At 42.5% G+C, this 18600-nt stretch carries 14 protein-coding genes and 1 riboswitch; of the genes, 11 read left to right on the top strand and 3 right to left on the bottom strand.

The genetic code is table 11. The features are described from left to right. Nucleotides 1–21 precede the first annotated feature (21 nt). The gene (locus tag GNF10_RS03580; protein WP_185582540.1) at nt 22–1653 is read right to left on the bottom strand and encodes a sodium:proton antiporter; all 1632 of its coding nucleotides are present in this window, start codon (nt 1651–1653) and stop codon (nt 22–24) included. 87 nt (nt 1654–1740) lie between these two features. Continuing rightward, a riboswitch (Fluoride riboswitch) is annotated at nt 1741–1829 on the bottom strand. Nucleotides 1830–1962: 133 nt separating this feature from the next. Between GNF10_RS03580 and GNF10_RS03575 the strand changes: the two genes are divergently transcribed. From GNF10_RS03575 to GNF10_RS03560, 4 genes are all read left to right on the top strand, one after another. Then, complete coding sequence (locus GNF10_RS03575) at nt 1963–2532, top strand: hypothetical protein (protein WP_185582542.1); 570 nt, start codon at nt 1963–1965, stop codon at nt 2530–2532. A 96-nt stretch (nt 2533–2628) separates the two neighbouring features. Beyond that, nucleotides 2629–3891: an MFS transporter gene (locus GNF10_RS03570; RefSeq protein ID WP_185582545.1), complete on the top strand. Its 1263-nt coding sequence runs from the start codon at nt 2629–2631 to the stop codon at nt 3889–3891. A gap of 131 nt (nt 3892–4022) precedes the next feature. Beyond that, entirely contained in the window at nt 4023–5936 is a 1914-nt protein-coding gene (ilvB, locus tag GNF10_RS03565) for a biosynthetic-type acetolactate synthase large subunit (RefSeq protein WP_185582547.1), read from the top strand. A 168-nt stretch (nt 5937–6104) separates the two neighbouring features. After that, nucleotides 6105–6563, top strand: a complete 459-nt coding sequence (locus GNF10_RS03560) for a tellurite resistance TerB family protein (protein WP_185582550.1) — start codon at nt 6105–6107, stop codon at nt 6561–6563. Nucleotides 6564–6720: 157 nt separating this feature from the next. Here GNF10_RS03560 and GNF10_RS03555 read toward each other — a convergent pair whose 3' ends face one another. Then, nucleotides 6721–7317: a hypothetical protein gene (locus tag GNF10_RS03555; RefSeq protein WP_185582564.1), complete on the bottom strand. Its 597-nt coding sequence runs from the start codon at nt 7315–7317 to the stop codon at nt 6721–6723. A gap of 234 nt (nt 7318–7551) precedes the next feature. Here GNF10_RS03555 and dacB point away from each other — a divergent pair, with 234 nt between their 5' ends. Beyond that, entirely contained in the window at nt 7552–9021 is a 1470-nt protein-coding gene (gene dacB / locus GNF10_RS03550; RefSeq protein WP_311774100.1) for a D-alanyl-D-alanine carboxypeptidase/D-alanyl-D-alanine-endopeptidase, read from the top strand. Between the two features lie 93 nt (nt 9022–9114). On the opposite strand, the gene GNF10_RS03545 is transcribed toward dacB, so the two are convergent. Continuing rightward, on the bottom strand, nt 9115–9621 hold the full coding sequence (locus tag GNF10_RS03545; protein ID WP_185582552.1) for a GNAT family N-acetyltransferase: 507 nt from the start codon (nt 9619–9621) through the stop codon (nt 9115–9117). 228 nt (nt 9622–9849) lie between these two features. Here GNF10_RS03545 and GNF10_RS03540 point away from each other — a divergent pair, with 228 nt between their 5' ends. The 6 genes from GNF10_RS03540 to hetR all read left to right on the top strand — a co-directional run bounded on the left by GNF10_RS03540 (nt 9850) and on the right by hetR (nt 18365). After that, nucleotides 9850–10896, top strand: a complete 1047-nt coding sequence (locus tag GNF10_RS03540; protein ID WP_185582553.1) for a zinc-dependent dehydrogenase — start codon at nt 9850–9852, stop codon at nt 10894–10896. A gap of 104 nt (nt 10897–11000) precedes the next feature. After that, the gene (locus GNF10_RS03535; protein WP_185582555.1) at nt 11001–11204 is read left to right on the top strand and encodes a hypothetical protein; all 204 of its coding nucleotides are present in this window, start codon (nt 11001–11003) and stop codon (nt 11202–11204) included. A 203-nt stretch (nt 11205–11407) separates the two neighbouring features. Then, nucleotides 11408–12667: an inorganic phosphate transporter gene (locus tag GNF10_RS03530; RefSeq protein WP_185582557.1), complete on the top strand. Its 1260-nt coding sequence runs from the start codon at nt 11408–11410 to the stop codon at nt 12665–12667. 694 nt (nt 12668–13361) lie between these two features. Continuing rightward, nucleotides 13362–15701 (top strand): EamA family transporter, encoded by a 2340-nt coding sequence (locus GNF10_RS03525; RefSeq protein ID WP_185582558.1) that lies wholly within the window; start codon nt 13362–13364, stop codon nt 15699–15701. A 302-nt stretch (nt 15702–16003) separates the two neighbouring features. After that, entirely contained in the window at nt 16004–16258 is a 255-nt protein-coding gene (locus tag GNF10_RS03520; RefSeq protein WP_185582560.1) for a hypothetical protein, read from the top strand. 1207 nt (nt 16259–17465) lie between these two features. Next, nucleotides 17466–18365, top strand: a complete 900-nt coding sequence (gene hetR / locus GNF10_RS03515) for a heterocyst differentiation master regulator HetR (RefSeq protein ID WP_185585991.1) — start codon at nt 17466–17468, stop codon at nt 18363–18365. Nucleotides 18366–18600: the final 235 nt, after the last annotated feature.

Genomic DNA, 18600 nt, shown 5'->3' with positions numbered 1-18600 from the left:
TCATTAGTTCCAGGTATTAAGTTAGTTAGCAAGACGATCATCGTCAACTAAAATGACAGGAATTGGGCTGGATTCCAATACTGCCTGGGAGACAGAACCCACAAGAACTTCATCCCAAGGCTGATGTCCTCGCTTGCCAATGACAATCTCAGCAACTCGATAGTCCTGAGCAACACGGATAATTTCCTCTGGAATCGAGCCTGTAATCGCAATGAACTTATGACGGATGTCTGCTAAAAGTCGTTGAGATTTTTCTCGCAGATGCTCTACTCCTTGAGGATCGTTGGTGCGAATGATATGCAATACAATTACTTCGGCATCACTACGACGGCCAAGTTCAGCAGTTTTAATCAATACCTGACTAGCTAGAGGGGAGGTGTCAACGGCAGCTAGTATGACAATCCGACGGGCGATCGCTACCTTTGTGGGATCAACCTCACCCTTCTCTAACAATTTTGGTGCAAAGATGGGAATTGCCCAAGCTCCCAAAGGTGCAGTCACCAGGATAGATAAAGCTGCAACAGCTAAAATTGTCTCTCCACCCTGAATGCCCTGTGCTAGTGGAATCGCCCCGATTGCCGCTTGAACGGTGGCTTTAGCAGAGTTCCCTGGCAGCAAAAATAGTCGCTCCCGACGATTCCAGTTACTCCCCAATGTAGACAAATACCATCCGATAGCGCGGCCAATCAACGTCCCAATTGCCAAAATTACCAATCCTGGAACAAGAGTTTTTTCTAACACTTGTAGTTGAATACTTGCCCCTAGCAACACAAACAAAATGATTTCTGCTACAACCCACAGGCTATCGAAGCCAGAACGCAAACGTCGTGCTAAAGGAGCATCCAACTCAATCAAAAAAAATCCTATCGCCATCACTGCAAGATAGCCAGAGAAAAAGGGGAATTTTTCTGCCAGCACTACCAGCAATAACGCTAAACTCGATGCAATTAGGCTATCCTGCACCGCATTTTGAGTCCAGTTCTGCTTCGCTAGCAACAACACTAAAAGCTGTGCTGTTACTAAACCCAGCACGACTCCCAAAACAATTTGGCAAATAATTTGAATAGGTAGGAGTTGAACTGCGCTCAGGGTGATGCCAAAAGGCAATGTCACAGAAGAAGTTGCGCCTTGTGTCAAAAAGTTCAGTAACAAACTAAACACTAGTAGTAGTAACACATCTGATAGGGCGCTGCCGGTGAGGATGGCATCGGGAATTCCTTTAGTAACACCCCAACCGAGACTTTTCAATCGCAGCATCCCTGGTACGATCACCGCAGGCGACTCAGCTCCAATGATACAACCCAGCAGTAGCCCCGTGGGAAAGTCGAACTTTAAAATCCATATAGCAGCTATGGAAATAACTACGGCTTCACAAGCCGCAGGCAGAAATCCTAATCGCAGTGCTACTGTTCCTTGTTGTACCAGTTTTTCTCGGTCTAACCCTAACCCCGCCTTCATCAAAATTACCATGACAGCGATCGTTCGCAAAGGAGCAGACGCAGCTAAGACTTCAGGTGCGATCGCATCAGCAACTTGTGGCCCTAGTATAATTCCTACCAAAACCATGCCTACTAGTGCAGGGGCTTTCAGCCGTCGGGCAATCTGTCCCCCAAAAAAGCCGATTAGCAAGATTAAGATAAAACTTTCTAGCATCACGCAATTTCCAAAATAATTAAATGGGCAAGCGTGACTTGCTAACGGAAGTTTTCAGCAAATAACCCTATTCTTCCTCAGCAAGCCAGAAGAATAGGAGCCATCAGCCTTTTTTTCAAGTGTAAGTTTATAAGCTTGATTAGGCGGTTGTGGCGAGCTCCATCGCCTTACGATTACTTTATAGCATTTACGCAACTGGCACAATCAGTCTTGGAGCATAGGTGAGTGTTTGGAACTGCAAATCAAGAACCTATCCCACTAATAAGATTTGTGCTAAAAAGTTGACTGTCAACTGCCAACTGTCAACAGATGAACATCATTATTTGCCCTGGAATGCACGATCCAGCCTTGACCCAATCCTTTATATCAGGATGCTTAGATATTTATAATGGCTCAATTCCTGAAAATAAAGTTAATATACTGGTTTTTCCGGGTAAGGATTTTTCGAGTTTGTCAGCTTTGCAGATTTTGCAGTTTTTGCGCGTTCGCCTCATCAACTCTCTAGAATCACCAATTATATTCATTAGCTTTAGTGCTGGCGTAGTTGGGGCAATCGGAGCGGCGCATTTGTGGCAACTCTTGGGTGGTCGTGTCAAAGCGTTTATTGCTATAGATGGATGGGGAGTACCGCTACAGGGTAATTTCCCTATTCACCGGATGAGTCATGATTATTTCACCCATTGGAGTTCTTGTTTGCTAGGTTGTGGGCAAAATAACTTTTATGCAGAGCCAGCAGTTGATCATTTGTCCATCTGGCGATCGCCCCAAATTGTACAAGGTTGCTGGGTAGATTCATCCATTGAAATTTATCCACCCAAAGGTCGTCTGACAGCAACTGATTTTTTGCTTATGCTGTTAAAACACTATGAAGCAAATTAATCCGGACAATGGAGTAAGTAAACAGGAGTTAGTCATTAGTCATTGGTCATTAGTTCCTCGACTCCCCACTCCCTATCTACCTAAAGAAAGTATCTAATGTTTCCAACTGAACCAGCTGCTGTTAATAACGGGTTTGGCGCACTGCTAAAAAACCGTGGTTTTATGCTTTTGTGGATTGGGCAACTGGTGTCCCAGTTAGCAGATAAGGTTTTCTTCGTTTTGATGATTGCTCTCCTGGAGAACTATTCACCGCTTCCTGGGTTGGCACAAAACTCAATGTACTCAACTTTGATGCTGTCCTTTACAATACCAGCAATTTTGTTCGGCTCTGCTGGTGGTATCTTTGTTGATCGCTTGCCAAAAAAACTTATCATGGTTGGCTCAGACATTGTGCGGGGAATATTAACGCTGTGTCTTCCCCTTTTGCCAAGACAGTTTCTGATTCTATTAATCCTGACTTTTGCTATCTCCACGGTGACGCAGTTTTTTGCACCAGCCGAGCAAGCAGCCATTCCCCTGTTGGTGAAACGAGAAAATTTGTTAGCAGCCAATGCGCTGTTTAGCAGCACAATGATGGGAGCTTTAATTGTTGGCTTTGCTATCGGAGAGCCGATTTTGAGTTTGGCGAAAAGCTTGATGGGAGAAGAATACGGTCAAGAGATTGTAGTTGGTGGATTATACATATTATCGGCTGCGATCATGCAGCCAATTAAGTTCAAAGAACACAAACCCCAACAGGAACATCGAGCATTAAATAACCCTTGGGCTGAATTCACTGAAAGCCTGCGCTATCTCAAAAAAAATCGTTTGATATTGAATGCCATGCTGCAACTGACAACCTTATATTGTGTGTTTGCAGCCTTAACGGTGCTGACAATTCAATTAGCCGAGGAATTTGGTTTAAAAGAAAAACAGTTTGGATTTTTCTTGGCAGCAGCAGGGGTGGGTATGGTATTTGGTGCGGCGATTTTAGGCCACTGGGGTGATAAATTGCATCAAAAACCTTTACCTTTAATTGGTTTTTTGATGATGGCAGTAGTCTTAGGGGTGTTCACTTTTACGCACAACTTATTACTGGCGCTAGGACTCTGTGCAGTTTTGGGTGTAGGTGCTGCCCTAATTGGCGTACCCATGCAAACTTTAATTCAACAACAAACACCGTCTACCATGCACGGTAAAGTGTTTGGCTTTCAAAATCATGCCGTCAACATTGCCCTGGCGTTACCCCTGGCAATTACTGGGCCCTTAACTGATGCTCTGGGTTTACGAACTGTGCTTGTAGCGATGAGTGTTGTTGTCGTAGTTGTCGGTGTTTGGGCTTGGCAAAATACCCGCAAAGTCTTGCAAGACGTACTTTAATTATGTAGGCTAATAATCTAGATTTATATTTAATATAAAAATTAATAAGGTTTTGATTGAAGTTTTCAACTAAAATGAAATCTTAAATACAGAATCCAGCATTAACTTTAGCTATAGTCTGAGGTTTGACCGTGCGTTCACGAAGTGTCTCCGCAGGAGAATCGCTCTCCCAAATTAGTCTCCCACAAACTGAGAATCACAAACAGTCTCGTGCTTCTAGCCCGCCAATCTTGCCCAAACGTGCATCTGGCGGTTTTGCTTTGCTTGACAGCCTTCATCGCCACGGCGTTGATTATATTTTTGGTTATCCTGGTGGAGCAATTCTACCAATTTACGACGACCTGTATAAAGTGGAAGCGACTGGTGCTATGAAGCACATTCTCGTGAGACACGAACAAGGCGCAGCCCACGCCGCAGACGGTTACGCCCGTGCAACTGGGAAGGTAGGAGTATGCTTTGGCACTTCTGGCCCAGGAGCAACTAACTTGGTGACAGGGATCGCCACCGCCTACATGGATTCAATCCCGATGATTATAGTCACGGGGCAGGTAGCACGGCCGTCTATCGGTACAGATGCGTTTCAGGAAACCGATATTTACGGAATTACGTTACCCATCGTCAAGCACTCTTATGTAGTGCGTGACCCCAAAGATATGGCGCGAATTGTCGCCGAAGCCTTCCACATCGCTAGCAGTGGCCGACCGGGGCCCGTTTTGATTGATGTGCCCAAGGATGTAGCTTTAGAAGAATTTGACTATGTACCTGTGAAACCAGGTTCAGCAAAATTACGCGGTTATCGTCCCACGGTAAAGGGGAATCCCCGACAAATCAACGCTGCGATTCAGTTGATTACTGAAAGTCGCCGTCCTCTACTGTATATCGGTGGTGGTGCGATCTCAGCTAGTGCCCATGAAGAAATCAAAGAGCTAGCTGAATTATTCAACATCCCTGTCACCACAACCTTAATGGGGATCGGTGCATTTGACGAACATCATCCCCTCGCTTTGGGAATGTTGGGGATGCACGGCACAGCTTACGCTAACTTCGCTGTTAGTGATTGTGACTTGCTGATTTGCGTTGGTGCTAGATTTGACGATCGCGTTACAGGCAAGTTAGACGAATTCGCCTCCCGCGCGAAAGTAATTCACATCGACATCGATCCTGCAGAAGTCGGCAAAAACCGCGTTCCCGAAGTGCCCATCGTCGGCGATGTGCGGAATGTGTTAGTAGACTTGTTGCGTCGCTGCAAAGAAACAGGCGTAAAGGCTACACCTAATCAAAACCAAGAATGGCTGAATCTAGTCAACCGTTGGCGCGATGAGTATCCTCTAATCGTGCCGCACCATCCCGACAGCATTTCACCCCAAGAAGTGATTGTAGAAGTCAATAGCCAAGCACCCAATGCTTTCTACACCACAGATGTCGGACAACATCAAATGTGGGCAGCACAATTCCTGAAGAATGGCCCAAGGCGCTGGATTTCTAGTGCTGGTTTGGGAACGATGGGTTTTGGCTTACCTGCGGCAATGGGCGCGAAAGTGGCGTTTCCTGATGAAGAAGTCATCTGTATTAGTGGTGATGCTAGTTTCCAAATGTGTTTGCAGGAACTAGGAACAATTTCACAGTATGGAATAAATGTCAAGACAATAATTATCAATAACGGCTGGCAAGGGATGGTGCGCCAGTGGCAGCAAGCCTTCTATGGTGAACGCTACTCATGCTCCGACATGGAAGTAGGGATGCCAGACGTAGAATTATTGGCAAAAGCTTATGGCATTAAAGGCATGGTAATTAGCGATCGCAGTCAATTAAAAGATGCGATCGCCGAAATGCTGGCACACAAAGGGCCAGTAATCTTAAATGTCCACGTCACCAGAGACGAAAACTGCTATCCAATGGTAGTCCCTGGTAAGAGCAACGCTCAAATGGTCGGCTTGCAGAAGCAATCGCCCAAAGCAGCAGCAGAGCCAGTTTATTGTAGTAACTGCAATGCCAAAAATGCTCCTAACCACAACTTCTGCGCTGAGTGTGGGACAAAGTTGTAACGCTTTTTGAGAATTAAATAGTTTTTTTATACGCAGAGGGATGGCTCTCTGCGTATTTTTTATGAAGAAATATTTATACCAATGTATTTTTCTCCATTCTTTTGGGAATCCTAAATTTTAGGAAGCATTTTACTTCCTGAAATATCACGTAACTTTTAGAGGATAATTATGTCTAAACGCAAGTTGCCCAAAGGCCGTAGTGTTAGTTCAGTTGCTTTAGAACCAGAAGTTGCGATCGCAATCCTTGGACTTTTTTCCGCTGCTGCTGATGGTGAAGGTATTTCTTCAACCGAAGAATATGCTTTAAGTGAATTTCTCGGTCGGGTTGACTTATTTGAAGATTACTCTGAAGAAGACTTTGAAGAATTGACAGAAAAAGTCGTCAGCTTGATTGAAGAAGAAGAACCAGAAGATTTAATTGCCCAGTCCATCGAATCATTGCCCAATAGAGGTTATCGGGAAGCTGCATATATCACAGCTATCTTAGTTGTGGGGATTGATGAAGAAGTACCCGAAGCTGAACAAGATTATATCTCTGAACTTCAAGAAGCCTTAAAGATTTCAGACGAGCGGGCACAAGAACTGATAGACGCAGTGTTCGGAGAAGATGAAGAGGAAGAGGAGTAATCCTTTTTCAATTACAGCCTCAAGCATCTACCATCGTTAATTTGGGGTTGCTAATTTAGAGTAAAAAATAATTTTGTTTGAGTTGAGTTGTTCAGATTCCTGACTTCATAAAGAAGTTGGGAATCTTGCGCTTTATCAAAATTAATTCCATACACCACTAATTAGAAATTGGTACATTTTTAAATGCGGCTGTATCTGGCACAAAAATGTCCAAGTTATTAACGCCATCGGGAACTCTTAGCCAGATATAAGCATCTGCGGAGGCTTGTGGGCGTACTTGAAACAAAGAAACGCTTCCTGTTGAGCGATTGAGAGCAACTCCTTTGTAGGTTACGCTAGTCTCAACATTACGGGCTGTTGTACTAGCCACCGATATAATATCACCAACAATTCCGTCTGTGGCAAGGCGACGAATCCGCATTTGCAGATTTACCACATCACGGTTTCCAGTTTCTGGATCTTTAATTCGCTTTGCTGAAAGTAACTCAACTTCTGCCTTTTTGCCAAAAGCAGGCTGCACAAATTGACCAGGGCTAATTGCTGATGTTGTAGCACTAGTTGGGGATGGTGAGATCGTTGCTTGTGGAGAAGTTGTAGCTGTAGGGCTTGGCACTTGAGTGGGAATGGTGTTGCTGACTGTATTACTAGCATTTAGTGTCTGCCGCAACGTGAAAACTTCATAAGCTACATAGCCGCTACATCCCAAAGCCAAAGTAGAGAGTAATACAGCTACACCAGATAAAAATGTACTCACACCATTGCCTCGATTTCGTATTTCTGTATATGCAGGTTGACTTACGTTTCTATTTTGTAGTCCCATAAATTATGTTTGTGCGTAGGCGCAGCCCGTCGTAGACATCGCCCATGTGTGAAACGTATGAACATCTTCCTTATACTAATTAAGTAACTTTACTGAGCCAATTCTTCTCTCTCCGGAAAGAAGTTGTTGGCAAACTAAAAATATCTATCTTTGGGATAAGGAAAATTGGTGAGACTTAAGACTTTCAATCAACCACTGGGTGTTTTGTTAATATTCTTGACTAGCCAGATAGGATTTAGTTCTATTGCGAAAGCACAAACCCAAGTCGCACCAACAACCAGTACAAAATCAATTTGCTCTACCCAACTGGGAACAGCTATAGATGCTGTAATCAATCGTCCTTTATTTAGTCGGGTGCGCTGGGGAATTTTAGTGCAACCCCTGTCAAGTGGGCAAACTCTTTACAGTCGGGATGCTCAAAAATATTTTATTCCCGCCTCTAACCTCAAATTGTTGACAACAGCAGCTGCATTGCAGCAATTGGGTGCTAATTTTCGGATTCGCACCTCTATTTATCAGAATGGCAACGGTGTTTTACGTGTTGTCGGTAGGGGAGATCCCAGCTTAAGTGATACTCAACTGCAAACATTAGCACAGCAGCTAAAACAGAAAGGTATTACTCAAATTCAGAGATTGATAGCTGATGATAGTTATATTCAAGGAGACATTGTTAACCCCACCTGGCAATGGGAAGATGTGCAGTCAGACTATGGCGCACCAGTCAGCAGCTTTATTCTCAATCAAAATATTTTTAGCTTAAAACTTGTACCGCAGGCTGTAGGTAAATCCTTACAAGTCGTGTGGATTGATCCTGGCGAGGCGAAACAGTGGCGGACAATTAATCAGTCAATAACGGTTGCCCAAAATCAACCAACTTACGTCAATATTACCCGCGAATTATCAGGAACAGCATTACGAATTCAAGGACAACTAACAACAAATTCTGAACCGTCTTTAATAGATTTGCCTGTAATCGACCCTAATTATTACTTCTTACGACGCTTCCGTGCTGCTTTGGCAACAGAAAAAATTCCTTTGGGACAAACATTAGTGGTAACTGGTGGTGTTCATCAAGAGGAAATAGCTTTTGTAGAGTCACCACCTTTATCTGAATTATTAATGGAAACTCTTCAGAATAGTAATAATCTTTATGCTGAGGCACTATTGAGAGCATTAGCTGGGGAAAAACCCAGAGTGAAAACTAAAACTAGCGTTGATGTTGGTTTAGAAGCTGTCAAAGCGAGTTTAACTAAATTGGGGGTTGATCCAGCAAATTATATTTTAATAGATGGTTCAGGTTTATCACGTCGGAACTTAGCGACACCAGAAGCTTTTGTACAAACTTTGCGAGGGATGGCAAGAACACCAGCAGGATATGTGTATCGTGCATCTTTACCCGTAGCAGGTAAAATTGGAACCTTAAAAGGGCGCTTTCAAAACACATCTGCTGAGGGCATTGTGCAAGCAAAAACAGGTACATTAACGGGTGTAGTTTCTCTATCTGGATATATGAATGCGCCGAAGTATGAACCGTTAGTTTTTAGCATTATCGTGAATCAATCGGAGCAACCTGCAACCATTCTGCGTCAGGCTATTGATGAAATTGTTGTGTTGTTAACGCAGTTGCAGCGTTGTTAAGAAATATTTAAAGATGCAAAATCTTGTGTCTCTAAATTTGCTTACTCTGGTAAATAATTGCAGCGATCACACAATCATTGACAGTTTACGGTTTTAATCTGTGGGAATGTCAATAATTTTCAGTCCCATGATTACTAAATCTCGTTCAACGGTGTCAATTTCGGCAACTTTAGGTAAATGTCCCCAAGATTGAAAACCAAATGTTTCAAAAAGGTTTAAACTGGGCTGATTGTGGGCAAAGATGAAGCCTAACAGGGTATTTAAACCCAAACTACGGCTTTCGCTAATTGCTTGTCCTAATAGTTGTCGTCCCAAACCACAGCGATGAAATTGAGGGGCTATATAAATACTAATTTCGGCAGTCTTATTATAGGCGGGCCGCCCATAAAAGGGTTGGAAACTAAGCCATCCAGCAATTACTCCCTCCACTTCGATTACCCAAAGTGGCCGTTGTGAAGGCGATCGCGCCTTAAACCAAAGAAGGCGACTTTCTACAGATATTGGCTCTAAATCAGCAGTTGCCATGCGGCTAGGAATTGCAGCATTATAAATTGCCACAATTGCAGGTAAATCAGTTTCAGTCGCATGGCGAATAGTCATTGCTAGCTTCTCGGAGAAAATATTGAGAAAATATTTAAAAATAATACAGCGTTACGTAAGCCGTAACACGCCCTTATCTCTTAAAAAGCTATTTGATTTAGTCAGCAAAGAAATACTGATATGCACCCGTAAAATTCTATCGAGCTAAAACACAGAAATCTCAAATCTGATAGCTTAAAGTTCACCACTAATGTTACATCTAGTATCGTTGAGTGGGGAAAAACCAGCGTGAAAGCACAGGTATTTAGAGGCGTTAATCAACTGTCTTACGAAGATATCCCAGTTCCAACCGTGGAACCAGATGAAGTGCTGGTACAGGTGCGGGTTGTGGGATTGTGTCAGTCAGATATTAAGAAAATTCGTTATCCACTGTATGAACCGCCGCGCATTTTTGGGCATGAAACTGCCGGCACGATCGCAGCAATAGGCAATAATGTCAAAGGTTGGCAAGTTGGACAACGGGTAGCAGTGATGCACCACATCCCTTGTATGCGTTGCGCCTACTGCCTAAATGATAATTTCTCTATGTGCGATGTTTACAAAAACATCTCCACTACCGCAGGCTTTAACGCCAGTGGCGGCGGTTTTGCTGATTATGTCAAAGTTCCTGGACATATTGTGGAAAATGGTGGGTTGATTCCCATCCCGGATAACATCAGCTTTGAAGAAGCAAGTTTTGTAGAACCAACTAACTGCTGTTTGAAGGCGGTGAGAAAAGCTCAAATTGCTCCAGGACAAACTGTATTAGTTACTGGTGCTGGGCCCATTGGGTTAATGTTTATCATGTTGGTGAAGTATTTCGGAGCTAAAGCGATCGCTACCGATTTACTACCTTCTAGAATTGATAAAGCCTTGAGTGTCGGTGCAGAAGCGGCTTTTGATGCTCGCGATCCCGATTTAACAGCAAAAATCCATGCGCTCACTGGTGGACTAGGTGTTGATGTTACTTTGCTGGCGGTTCCGAGTGAAAAAGCTTTCTTTCAAGCACTTGATAGTACTCGCAAAGGCGGTAAAATCTTATTTTTCGCCGAATTTCCTGATGAGTTGGAAATTCCTATCAACCCCAATATTCTCTACCGTCGGGAAATTGACTTAATAGGCAGTTACAGTTCCTCTTATAGGCTTCAGAATCTATCAGCCGATATTGTATTTAATCAGCGAATCGATGTAAAAGCGTTGATTAGCGATCGCTATCCATTAAAAGATTTATCAGCAGCTGTTGAGCAAGCGATCGCACCCACACCGGATACTTATAAAATCTTAATTTATCCGTAAAAGGAAGATGAGGGAGATGGGCGAGTGTTAAAACTAGAATTTTAAAGCTCAGAGGTTCAACGACGAAGCTAAAAGGTTCAACGATGAAGCTAAAAGGTTCAACAATGAAGCTAAAAGGTTCAACGACGAAGCTCAAAGGTTTAACGATGAAGCTCAAAGGTTTAACGATGAAGCTAAAAGGTTTAACGATGAAGCTCAAAGGTTTAACGATGAAGCTTAAAGGTTTAACGATGAAGCTTAAAGATTCAACGACGAAGCTCAAAGGTTCGACGACGAAGCTCAAAGGTTCAACGGTGAAGTCAACTTAAGCCTCAGCGAATGAAATTCGCGGCTACACAAACAAAGTCTACCTGTGCGGACTAAAAAAATTGAGTGTTTGAAACCCACGGAGGTGGGTAAAGCCTTGTGTAGATGCGGTTTCTAACCACCCATTTAACTATTTATCTGAAAATAGCTGTAAAGTCTCAAGTTTCATCCTCATCTCTCTCACTTTCCCCTTGTCCCCAACAAAATGCTTATTACACTACTTTTCGTAGCTCTACTAGCTTTCTACGTCGCCTGGAATCTCGGAGCAAACGATGTCGCTAACGCGATGGGAACCTCTGTCGGTTCCAAAGCTATCACCCTCAAACAAGCGATAATTATCGCTGGGGTATTAGAGTTTATGGGTGCTGTGTTGTTTGGACATGAGGTAACGGAAACTCTCGCAACGAAAATTGCTAATCCCGCCTTATTTGCGGCTACACCCCAAATATTAGTTACTGGGATGGTAACGGTACTAATTTCCTGTGGTGTGTGGTTGCAAATTGCCACATCACGCGGTTTACCAGTCTCATCTTCTCATGCGGTTGTTGGTGCGATCGCAGGATTTAGTTGGGTAGCTTTGGGAGTAGGTGCAATTGATTGGGCATCAATTGGCTTAATTAGCATTGGCTGGGTTTTAACGCCATTAATTAGTGGTGCGATCGCTGCTTTATTTTATAGTCAAATCAAGCACTGGATTTTAGATCAACCCAATCAAGTAGTCCAGTTACAAGAATGGATTCCCTGGTTGAGTACTGCGCTGCTAGGTGTCTTCGGTGTGATTGTATTACCATCGCTGACTGAACCGCTAACCAATTTTGTAATTGAGCAAGTTGGTTTTACAATCCCTTCTCATGACATCCCACTTTTAACAGGTGCAATCGCAGCTGTTGGACTCACAATCATTAGTTGGCGACAATTGGGAGATAAGAGAGACAAGGGAGAAATACTCCCCAATCCTGTAGAAAGATTATTTGCCCGATTCCAACTACTAAGTGCTTGCTTTGTAGCCTTTGCTCACGGTTCTAATGATGTGGGAAATGCGATCGCTCCTTTAGCTGCGATCGTTTACATCAATCGTACTGGTAGCGTACCTACAGATGGTCTTAGCATCCCCCTTTGGATTTTAATCCTTGGCGGTGCTGGTATTGTTGGTGGTTTAGCTGTCTGGGGAAAAAAAGTCATTGCCACCATTGGCGAAAACATTATTGCCTTGCAACCTAGTAGTGGATTTTGTGCCGAACTTGCTACTGCTACCACTATCCTCATCGCTTCTCGGTTAGGTTTACCAGTCTCCACTTCCCACGCTCTCGTCGGCGGTGTCGTTGGTATTGGACTAGTGCAAAATATTAAGTCGATTAAGTTCCAAACACTAAAAGGTATTGCTGCTGCATGGCTAATTACAATCCCTGTGAGTGCTTTACTTAGCGCTGCCATTTTTAGCATCGCCCGAATTTTATTCCGCTAAGAATTATTAATATTTCCCTAACTTTTTCATCTACTAAATCTACTCAAAGTAGAACCTAGACTGTAACAGCAGCAAAAAAGCGTGTTTTTGCAGAATTGCTGCTCATTCATTAGAATGTTGTGCAGGGGATAGCGTAACTTTGAAATTCCACAGAAAGATACTTTAATCTCCATTTAGAGATATAAACTGTCACACAAGTTACATTCCACAGAAATTTACAACTAGTTTCGCAAGGCAGATAACTTTCCGCCTAAGCACACGCATCTACAAGTCTTTGACAATTATTATTGGTAGCAAAACAATAAATATTTATTTGGAGTGAGATTTATTTAAAAGTAAAAATCTCATTGGCAAATATTATATTGATGTACATGAAACGGATCAAAAATAAAAAAGGTGTAATTTCAAGCTAGTTACAGCCATACGACAATCTAAAATCGTTCGACTGAGGAAAACCAGAGTCCAAAATCGAATGGCTAAATACTTAATCAATGCTGAAAAAATACCGATTATTAAGCAGTAAAGTACATTTAGTGCTTTGCCAAGTTGTGTTCAGTATGACAGAATTACGTTGAAATGCGGAAGTGCTGTTAAAATTTTTAATTTATCTGACAAAATACAGGAAATTAGGATGAGCGCCAATAAAGCGTACCGGAAGCAGCTTTATCGTCAAGGTGTTAGAGGTTAGAAGCTAATGGGGCGATTCGAGAAGCAACCAGAAAATCCAAGAGTCAGAGGCGAGCTATCTAGAGCAGCAGAAAATGCTCTTTGGGCTGTAGTTGAAGACTTAGAAAATCTTCAGCAGAATGTCCTCAGAGCGTTGCAGGAAGATGTAAAGCGACTTCAGTCAGAAAAAAATCGGTTATCCGATGAGATTCAAGGCTTGGTAGAGGAAAAAGAGCATTTACAACAAGTGCGCCAAATCACCGAACAGCAAGTCTTAATTCGTCAACTGGCAGAAGTTCTGGCAAAACATATATCTTCACAACTGCAATCCTCTCTGGCAAATTTAGCTAACCAAAGCATAGAGGGTAAGTCTTACGAACAAGCTGCGCTGAAGTCCGCTGAAGTGAGCAGCAATGTAGTAGGTGAAATCAACGAAAAAGTCGAACACATGTTTGACAGCCTGGATGACACCGTTACTGTTACTTTTAACTCGCTGCAACAGGAGCTAAAAAACTATCAAAGTAATCTTTCCCAACAGTTGTCGCGGATGTATAGCCAGCAACAGCAAGGGGAAACGATTTTGACGGAGTTTGTTAACCGCCTGCATGGAGAACTAGAAAAAACTATAGAAGAAACTTCACGCAAACCAGCAGCAGGTACGCCTACTGTTTTGCAGTTTACTGAGCCAGAAAAAAACAATCCTTCTGAGACATCCCCGCCAACCTTTAGCGAAGTAGTAAAAAATTCCTCTGAGCCAATTTCTGCGATCCCGGATCAATTTTTAGAAGAAAGAGAAACCACATTAGAGCCTCCCGGTGTTAGAGAAAACACCGCGAATACAATTTCTGTCTCCATCAAAGACTTGTTGGAAAGAGAAATAACATCAGAGCCTCCCATTGTTAGAGAAAGCGCTGCGAACCCGATTTCTGTCCCTAGCAATGACTTGTCGGAAAGAGAAACGACATCAGAGTCTCCTGTTGTTAGAGAAAACACCTCGAACCCGATTTCTGTTCCTATCAAAGACTTGTCGGAAAGAGAAACGACACCAGAGCCTACTGCTCCTGTAGTTCCGCCATCGCAGGAAAACGCTGCTGAACCCATTTCTGTCTTCAATAAAGATTTGTCAGAAAGCGAAATAACATTAGAGCCTCCTATTGTATCTGTGCCAAAGCCGGAAGCAATACAACCTCAACCTTTACGAAGAAGAAACGCTACTGAACCAAATTCTGTGATCCGCAGAGTGTCGCAGAGCAAACCAAAATCACCACCTTCGACTGCGCTAGAGCCGCAGCCGCCAGCAAAACCCTCAGAATCGCGATCGCGTGAATCCTCCGGCTCTTCGCAGTTGCAAGTCGGTTTCTTGTTGATTGTCTTATCAGCAGTGATATCGTCGCTTTACAACATAGCCATCAAGGTGATTTTCCATGAAGGTTCCCAAATTTTTGGAGTAGTAGATGTAGAACGCTTGCTACCGCCGACTTTGGGTAATACTCTGTTGATTTTGACGCTCCGGTTTATGGTGGTAGTACCACTGATGGTATTGCTATCTCCCATGTTGCATCCAACACTATGGCAAGATTTAGAAAACTTGGCCGCTTCAGTGCGAGGAAATCCCACAGCTGCTAATACAGCTACCAAGCGGATTTTGCTGTTGTCGGTTGTGAGTGGGTGCTTTTTGTTCTTGTCTCAGGTGCTAATCTACATTGCGATCGCTCAAGTCACAACTGGAATGGCGATCGCACTGTTCTTTATCTACCCGATGGTTAGTGGCTTATTGTCGTGGTTTCTGTTCCGCGATCGCCCCACCACATTCCGCTTCGGTGCGATCGCTGCCATTTGCTGCGGTGAATTGTTAGTTTTAGGAGGTTCTCCCAACACCAGTATCGGTAATCCTTCACTAGGAGGCAGCACCGCCCTTCTTTCGGGCGTAGCTTTTGCTGCTTACATAATTCTCACACGGGTATGTGCTAGCAAGCTGCATCCCGTGACTTTTACCTTAATTAACTTCGCTACCATGTTGCTGTTGAGTTTTATCTGTTTGATGCTACCTTTGCCAAGCAATTGGAACTTGATAGTTTTTGACCCCTCTAAGATGCTAGAACTGGTTTTAAGCGCATTTATCTTGGGTGTGCTGACTCTTGCTGGTTATTTGCTGAACAATGTTGGTATCAGTAAACTAGGCGCTTCGCGATCGGCAATTATCGGTGGTAGCATCCCAGTTTTAACGGTGATTTTTGCTGGGTTAATCATTCAAGAAAATTTAGAGATTGTGCAAATTCTGGGAGTGTTGTTAGTAACCTTTGGCGCGGCTGCTTTCAGCCTAGAAACGATGCGAAATCAGGCTAAACCCTCCAGTAACACGAATTAAATGGCGAGTTTAATCAGTTTGGGTGTAATGGGTGCTAGTTTACCTTCTATCACTTTCACCATCAATCCTGACGCTAATCTGCCCAAGATCCCCGACTTCTTTTAGAAGTCGGGGATCTTAGTTTTCACGGTTAATTTTGAGCGAAGAGTAATCAAAATAACTTGACTTGTAATATATTTTTAGCAATTTAGCCTGATACAGATAGGGAAAACACGTATATATAAGCAGTACGAGTAGTACTGACTCAAGCAATTGAGTGCAAGTACTTGCTCAAACAGGAAATTTGCAAGGAGTGAAGACCATTGCAGCATATTTTGGAACTAGAAGATGAAAAAGTAGTAGAAGGGTTGAGAGTAACCCGTTTTTTAAGGTACATGAATATATGGAGCGATCGCGCCCATAAAACAGCTACTTCCTTGATCCTACGAAAAGCCCTGCGAGTAACGCGAAATTCCAAATGCCTAGTTTGTATATTTTATGAGGTTGACGAGATGGTATCTTTATTAATGCCTTTGTGTCCTCGTCAACTTAGTCTGCGTAGGGGTAGCCCACCGTAGGTATCGCCTAAATACTTAGATAAAGATGCTTATATCCTAGTCGGCTGCGGATTCTCGTCTTTTTTTAGTAACACACTATTTACGCAATTACAGTCTCTCAAGCATATAAAACAGCGACATCAAAATTTACTTTCAAGTAGCCAATGAATTAATTAAATCATGGAATTTTAAAATTCTTTCATGAAAAAAATATAATTCCATTGAAAAACAATCTCTAAATAATCATCAGATTGAATCCAATATGTTTTATTATATATATGCCTATTAACTAATTCTTCTTTGATTAACACGAGCCAAAAATCCTCATGGCTATGCGATTCAGTCTGAATCAATCGCAGCTTTCTGTGTCAAATCATCAACACAAAAAGATAAATCAGACTTAGATTTAAGAGTCAGAACAGAAATATCATCAAACCTTGATTTAGTTAGAATATAAAATATTTAAATAGTCATAATTTATAAACTTTAAAATACATAATTTTATTCCAAAAGCAAAAAACAATGGTATGATAAAAAGCAATATTTGAAAGAACAATAGGTACTTTGAAATTGGAATTAATTGATCTACTTGATGTCTACTATCTTCCCTCAAGCCAACGGCTTATACTGCCGAGACATCACAGGAGGTTGTGAACGAAATAATAGTTCCCAACGAGCCGTTTGGCTCAACCTCTGAATGTTGCTACACCTGGTAAGCGGTTGCTTTTGAGATTACTCCCAACGATATCCGACCATCTGTGTACTACAAATAATTCACTAAAGCTGAATATAAAGCATCTTTTTCGAGTAACAAATACCCCTGATGAACCGCGCAAACTAGTTTTTACTCCGAGTCGGCATAGTGCCATAATTAGGTATAAGCAGTTTGATCTTGTTGCTCTTGAAAGATGAGAATAATCCCAGAGAAGTTAAAAGCTTTGTAGATTATTTGCAACACAGTTAACTTTTGGGAAGTCAACCGCCGTCAAGCTGGACTTAGTAATATCTATAATTTTCCAGTCAGATGCAGAGACAGTTATGGTAACAACAACTTAATCTGCCTGTGTACTAGAAAATATGCGAAAATGGTAGTTTGGACTACTGCCGATTTTATGGTTATCGCATACTAATATAGTCTGAAGTGAAAAATCGGCTTCAGCCAGGTGTATACTACCTTATTCTCAATCGATTAAAAACTCTGTAAACGTGCTATTCAATTGTCTGTAATATGAGTAACGACATAGATCTGATCAAACGTCTTGACCCCAGTGCGATGGATCAGATCATGCTTTATCTGGCTTTTAGTGCCATGCGGACGAGTGGGCACAGGCATGGGGCATTTTTAGACGCAGCCGCAACAGCAGCAAAGTGTGCAATTTACATGACCTATCTAGAGCAGGGACAAAACCTGCGAATGACAGGGCATCTGCACCACCTAGAGCCGAAACGAGTAAAAATTATTGTAGAAGAAGTCAGACAGGCGCTAACAGAAGGCAAACTGTTAAAAATGTTGGGTTCTCAAGAACCTCGCTATTTGATTCAATTGCCTTACGTCTGGCTAGAAAAGTATCCTTGGCAACCGGGGCGATCGCGCGTACCTGGTACAAGTCTGACAAGTGAAGAAAAAAGACAAATTGAGCAAAAACTGCCAAGTAACTTACCAGATGCCCAGTTAGTTAGCTCTTTTGAGTTTCTGGATTTGATTGAGTTTTTGCACAGGCGATCGCAAGAAGACTTGCCAACCGAACACCAAATGCCTTTGAGTGAAGCTTTGGGTGAGCATATCAAGCGTCGTCTACTCTACTCAGGCACAGTAACACGCATAGATTCTCCTTGGGGAATGCCCTTCTACGCACTTACTCGTCCTTTTTACGCCCCAGCAGACGATCAAGAACGCACTTACATCATGGTAGAAGATACCGCTCGGTATTTCCGCATGATGAAAAATTGGGCAGAACGGCGACGAAATGCCATGCGCTTATTAGAAGAACTTGATATTCTCCCAGAAAAAATGGAGCAAGCTATGGATGAATTGGATGAAGTTATCCGTGCTTGGGCAGATAAATATCATCAAGACGGTGGTATTGCAGTGGTCTTACAGACGGTTTTTGGTGAAAAAGAAGACTAGTTGCACTACGCAAAACTCAAAAAGCTTACATTATAAGCTTTTCACCGCTTTTGTCCCTTACTTAAAAGTAGGGGGATGATTGGTCTATTTACATTGTCATACTGTACTAATAGTATAAAAGTCACAAAACTGCTTGTGACTTTTGTATTGTAAGTATTTAGTTTGCATAATTTGCAAGCGTAAAGCAATTATGACGGATTCTATTATATAAATATTGTTGCTTCAGTCAAGCTAG

It is taken from the genome of Nostoc sp. UCD121, from assembly GCF_014222285.1.
Taxonomy (GTDB): Bacteria; Cyanobacteriota; Cyanobacteriia; order Cyanobacteriales; family Nostocaceae; genus Nostoc.
The sequence above is the reverse complement of the archived record's forward strand: the minus strand, read 5'-3'. Positions and strand labels throughout refer to the sequence as shown.

Coding starts and splice junctions, on each gene's coding strand:
- GNF10_RS03580 (WP_185582540.1), bottom strand. CDS start 1,653: ATGCTAGAAAGTTTTATCTTAATCTTGCTAATCGGCTTTTTTGGGGGA.
- GNF10_RS03575 (WP_185582542.1), top strand. CDS start 1,963: ATGAACATCATTATTTGCCCTGGAATGCACGATCCAGCCTTGACCCAA.
- GNF10_RS03570 (WP_185582545.1), top strand. CDS start 2,629: ATGTTTCCAACTGAACCAGCTGCTGTTAATAACGGGTTTGGCGCACTG.
- GNF10_RS03560 (WP_185582550.1), top strand. CDS start 6,105: ATGTCTAAACGCAAGTTGCCCAAAGGCCGTAGTGTTAGTTCAGTTGCT.
- GNF10_RS03545 (WP_185582552.1), bottom strand. CDS start 9,621: ATGACTATTCGCCATGCGACTGAAACTGATTTACCTGCAATTGTGGCA.
- GNF10_RS03535 (WP_185582555.1), top strand. CDS start 11,001: ATGAAGCTAAAAGGTTCAACGACGAAGCTCAAAGGTTTAACGATGAAG.
- GNF10_RS03530 (WP_185582557.1), top strand. CDS start 11,408: ATGCTTATTACACTACTTTTCGTAGCTCTACTAGCTTTCTACGTCGCC.
- GNF10_RS03525 (WP_185582558.1), top strand. CDS start 13,362: ATGGGGCGATTCGAGAAGCAACCAGAAAATCCAAGAGTCAGAGGCGAG.
- hetR (WP_185585991.1), top strand. CDS start 17,466: ATGAGTAACGACATAGATCTGATCAAACGTCTTGACCCCAGTGCGATG.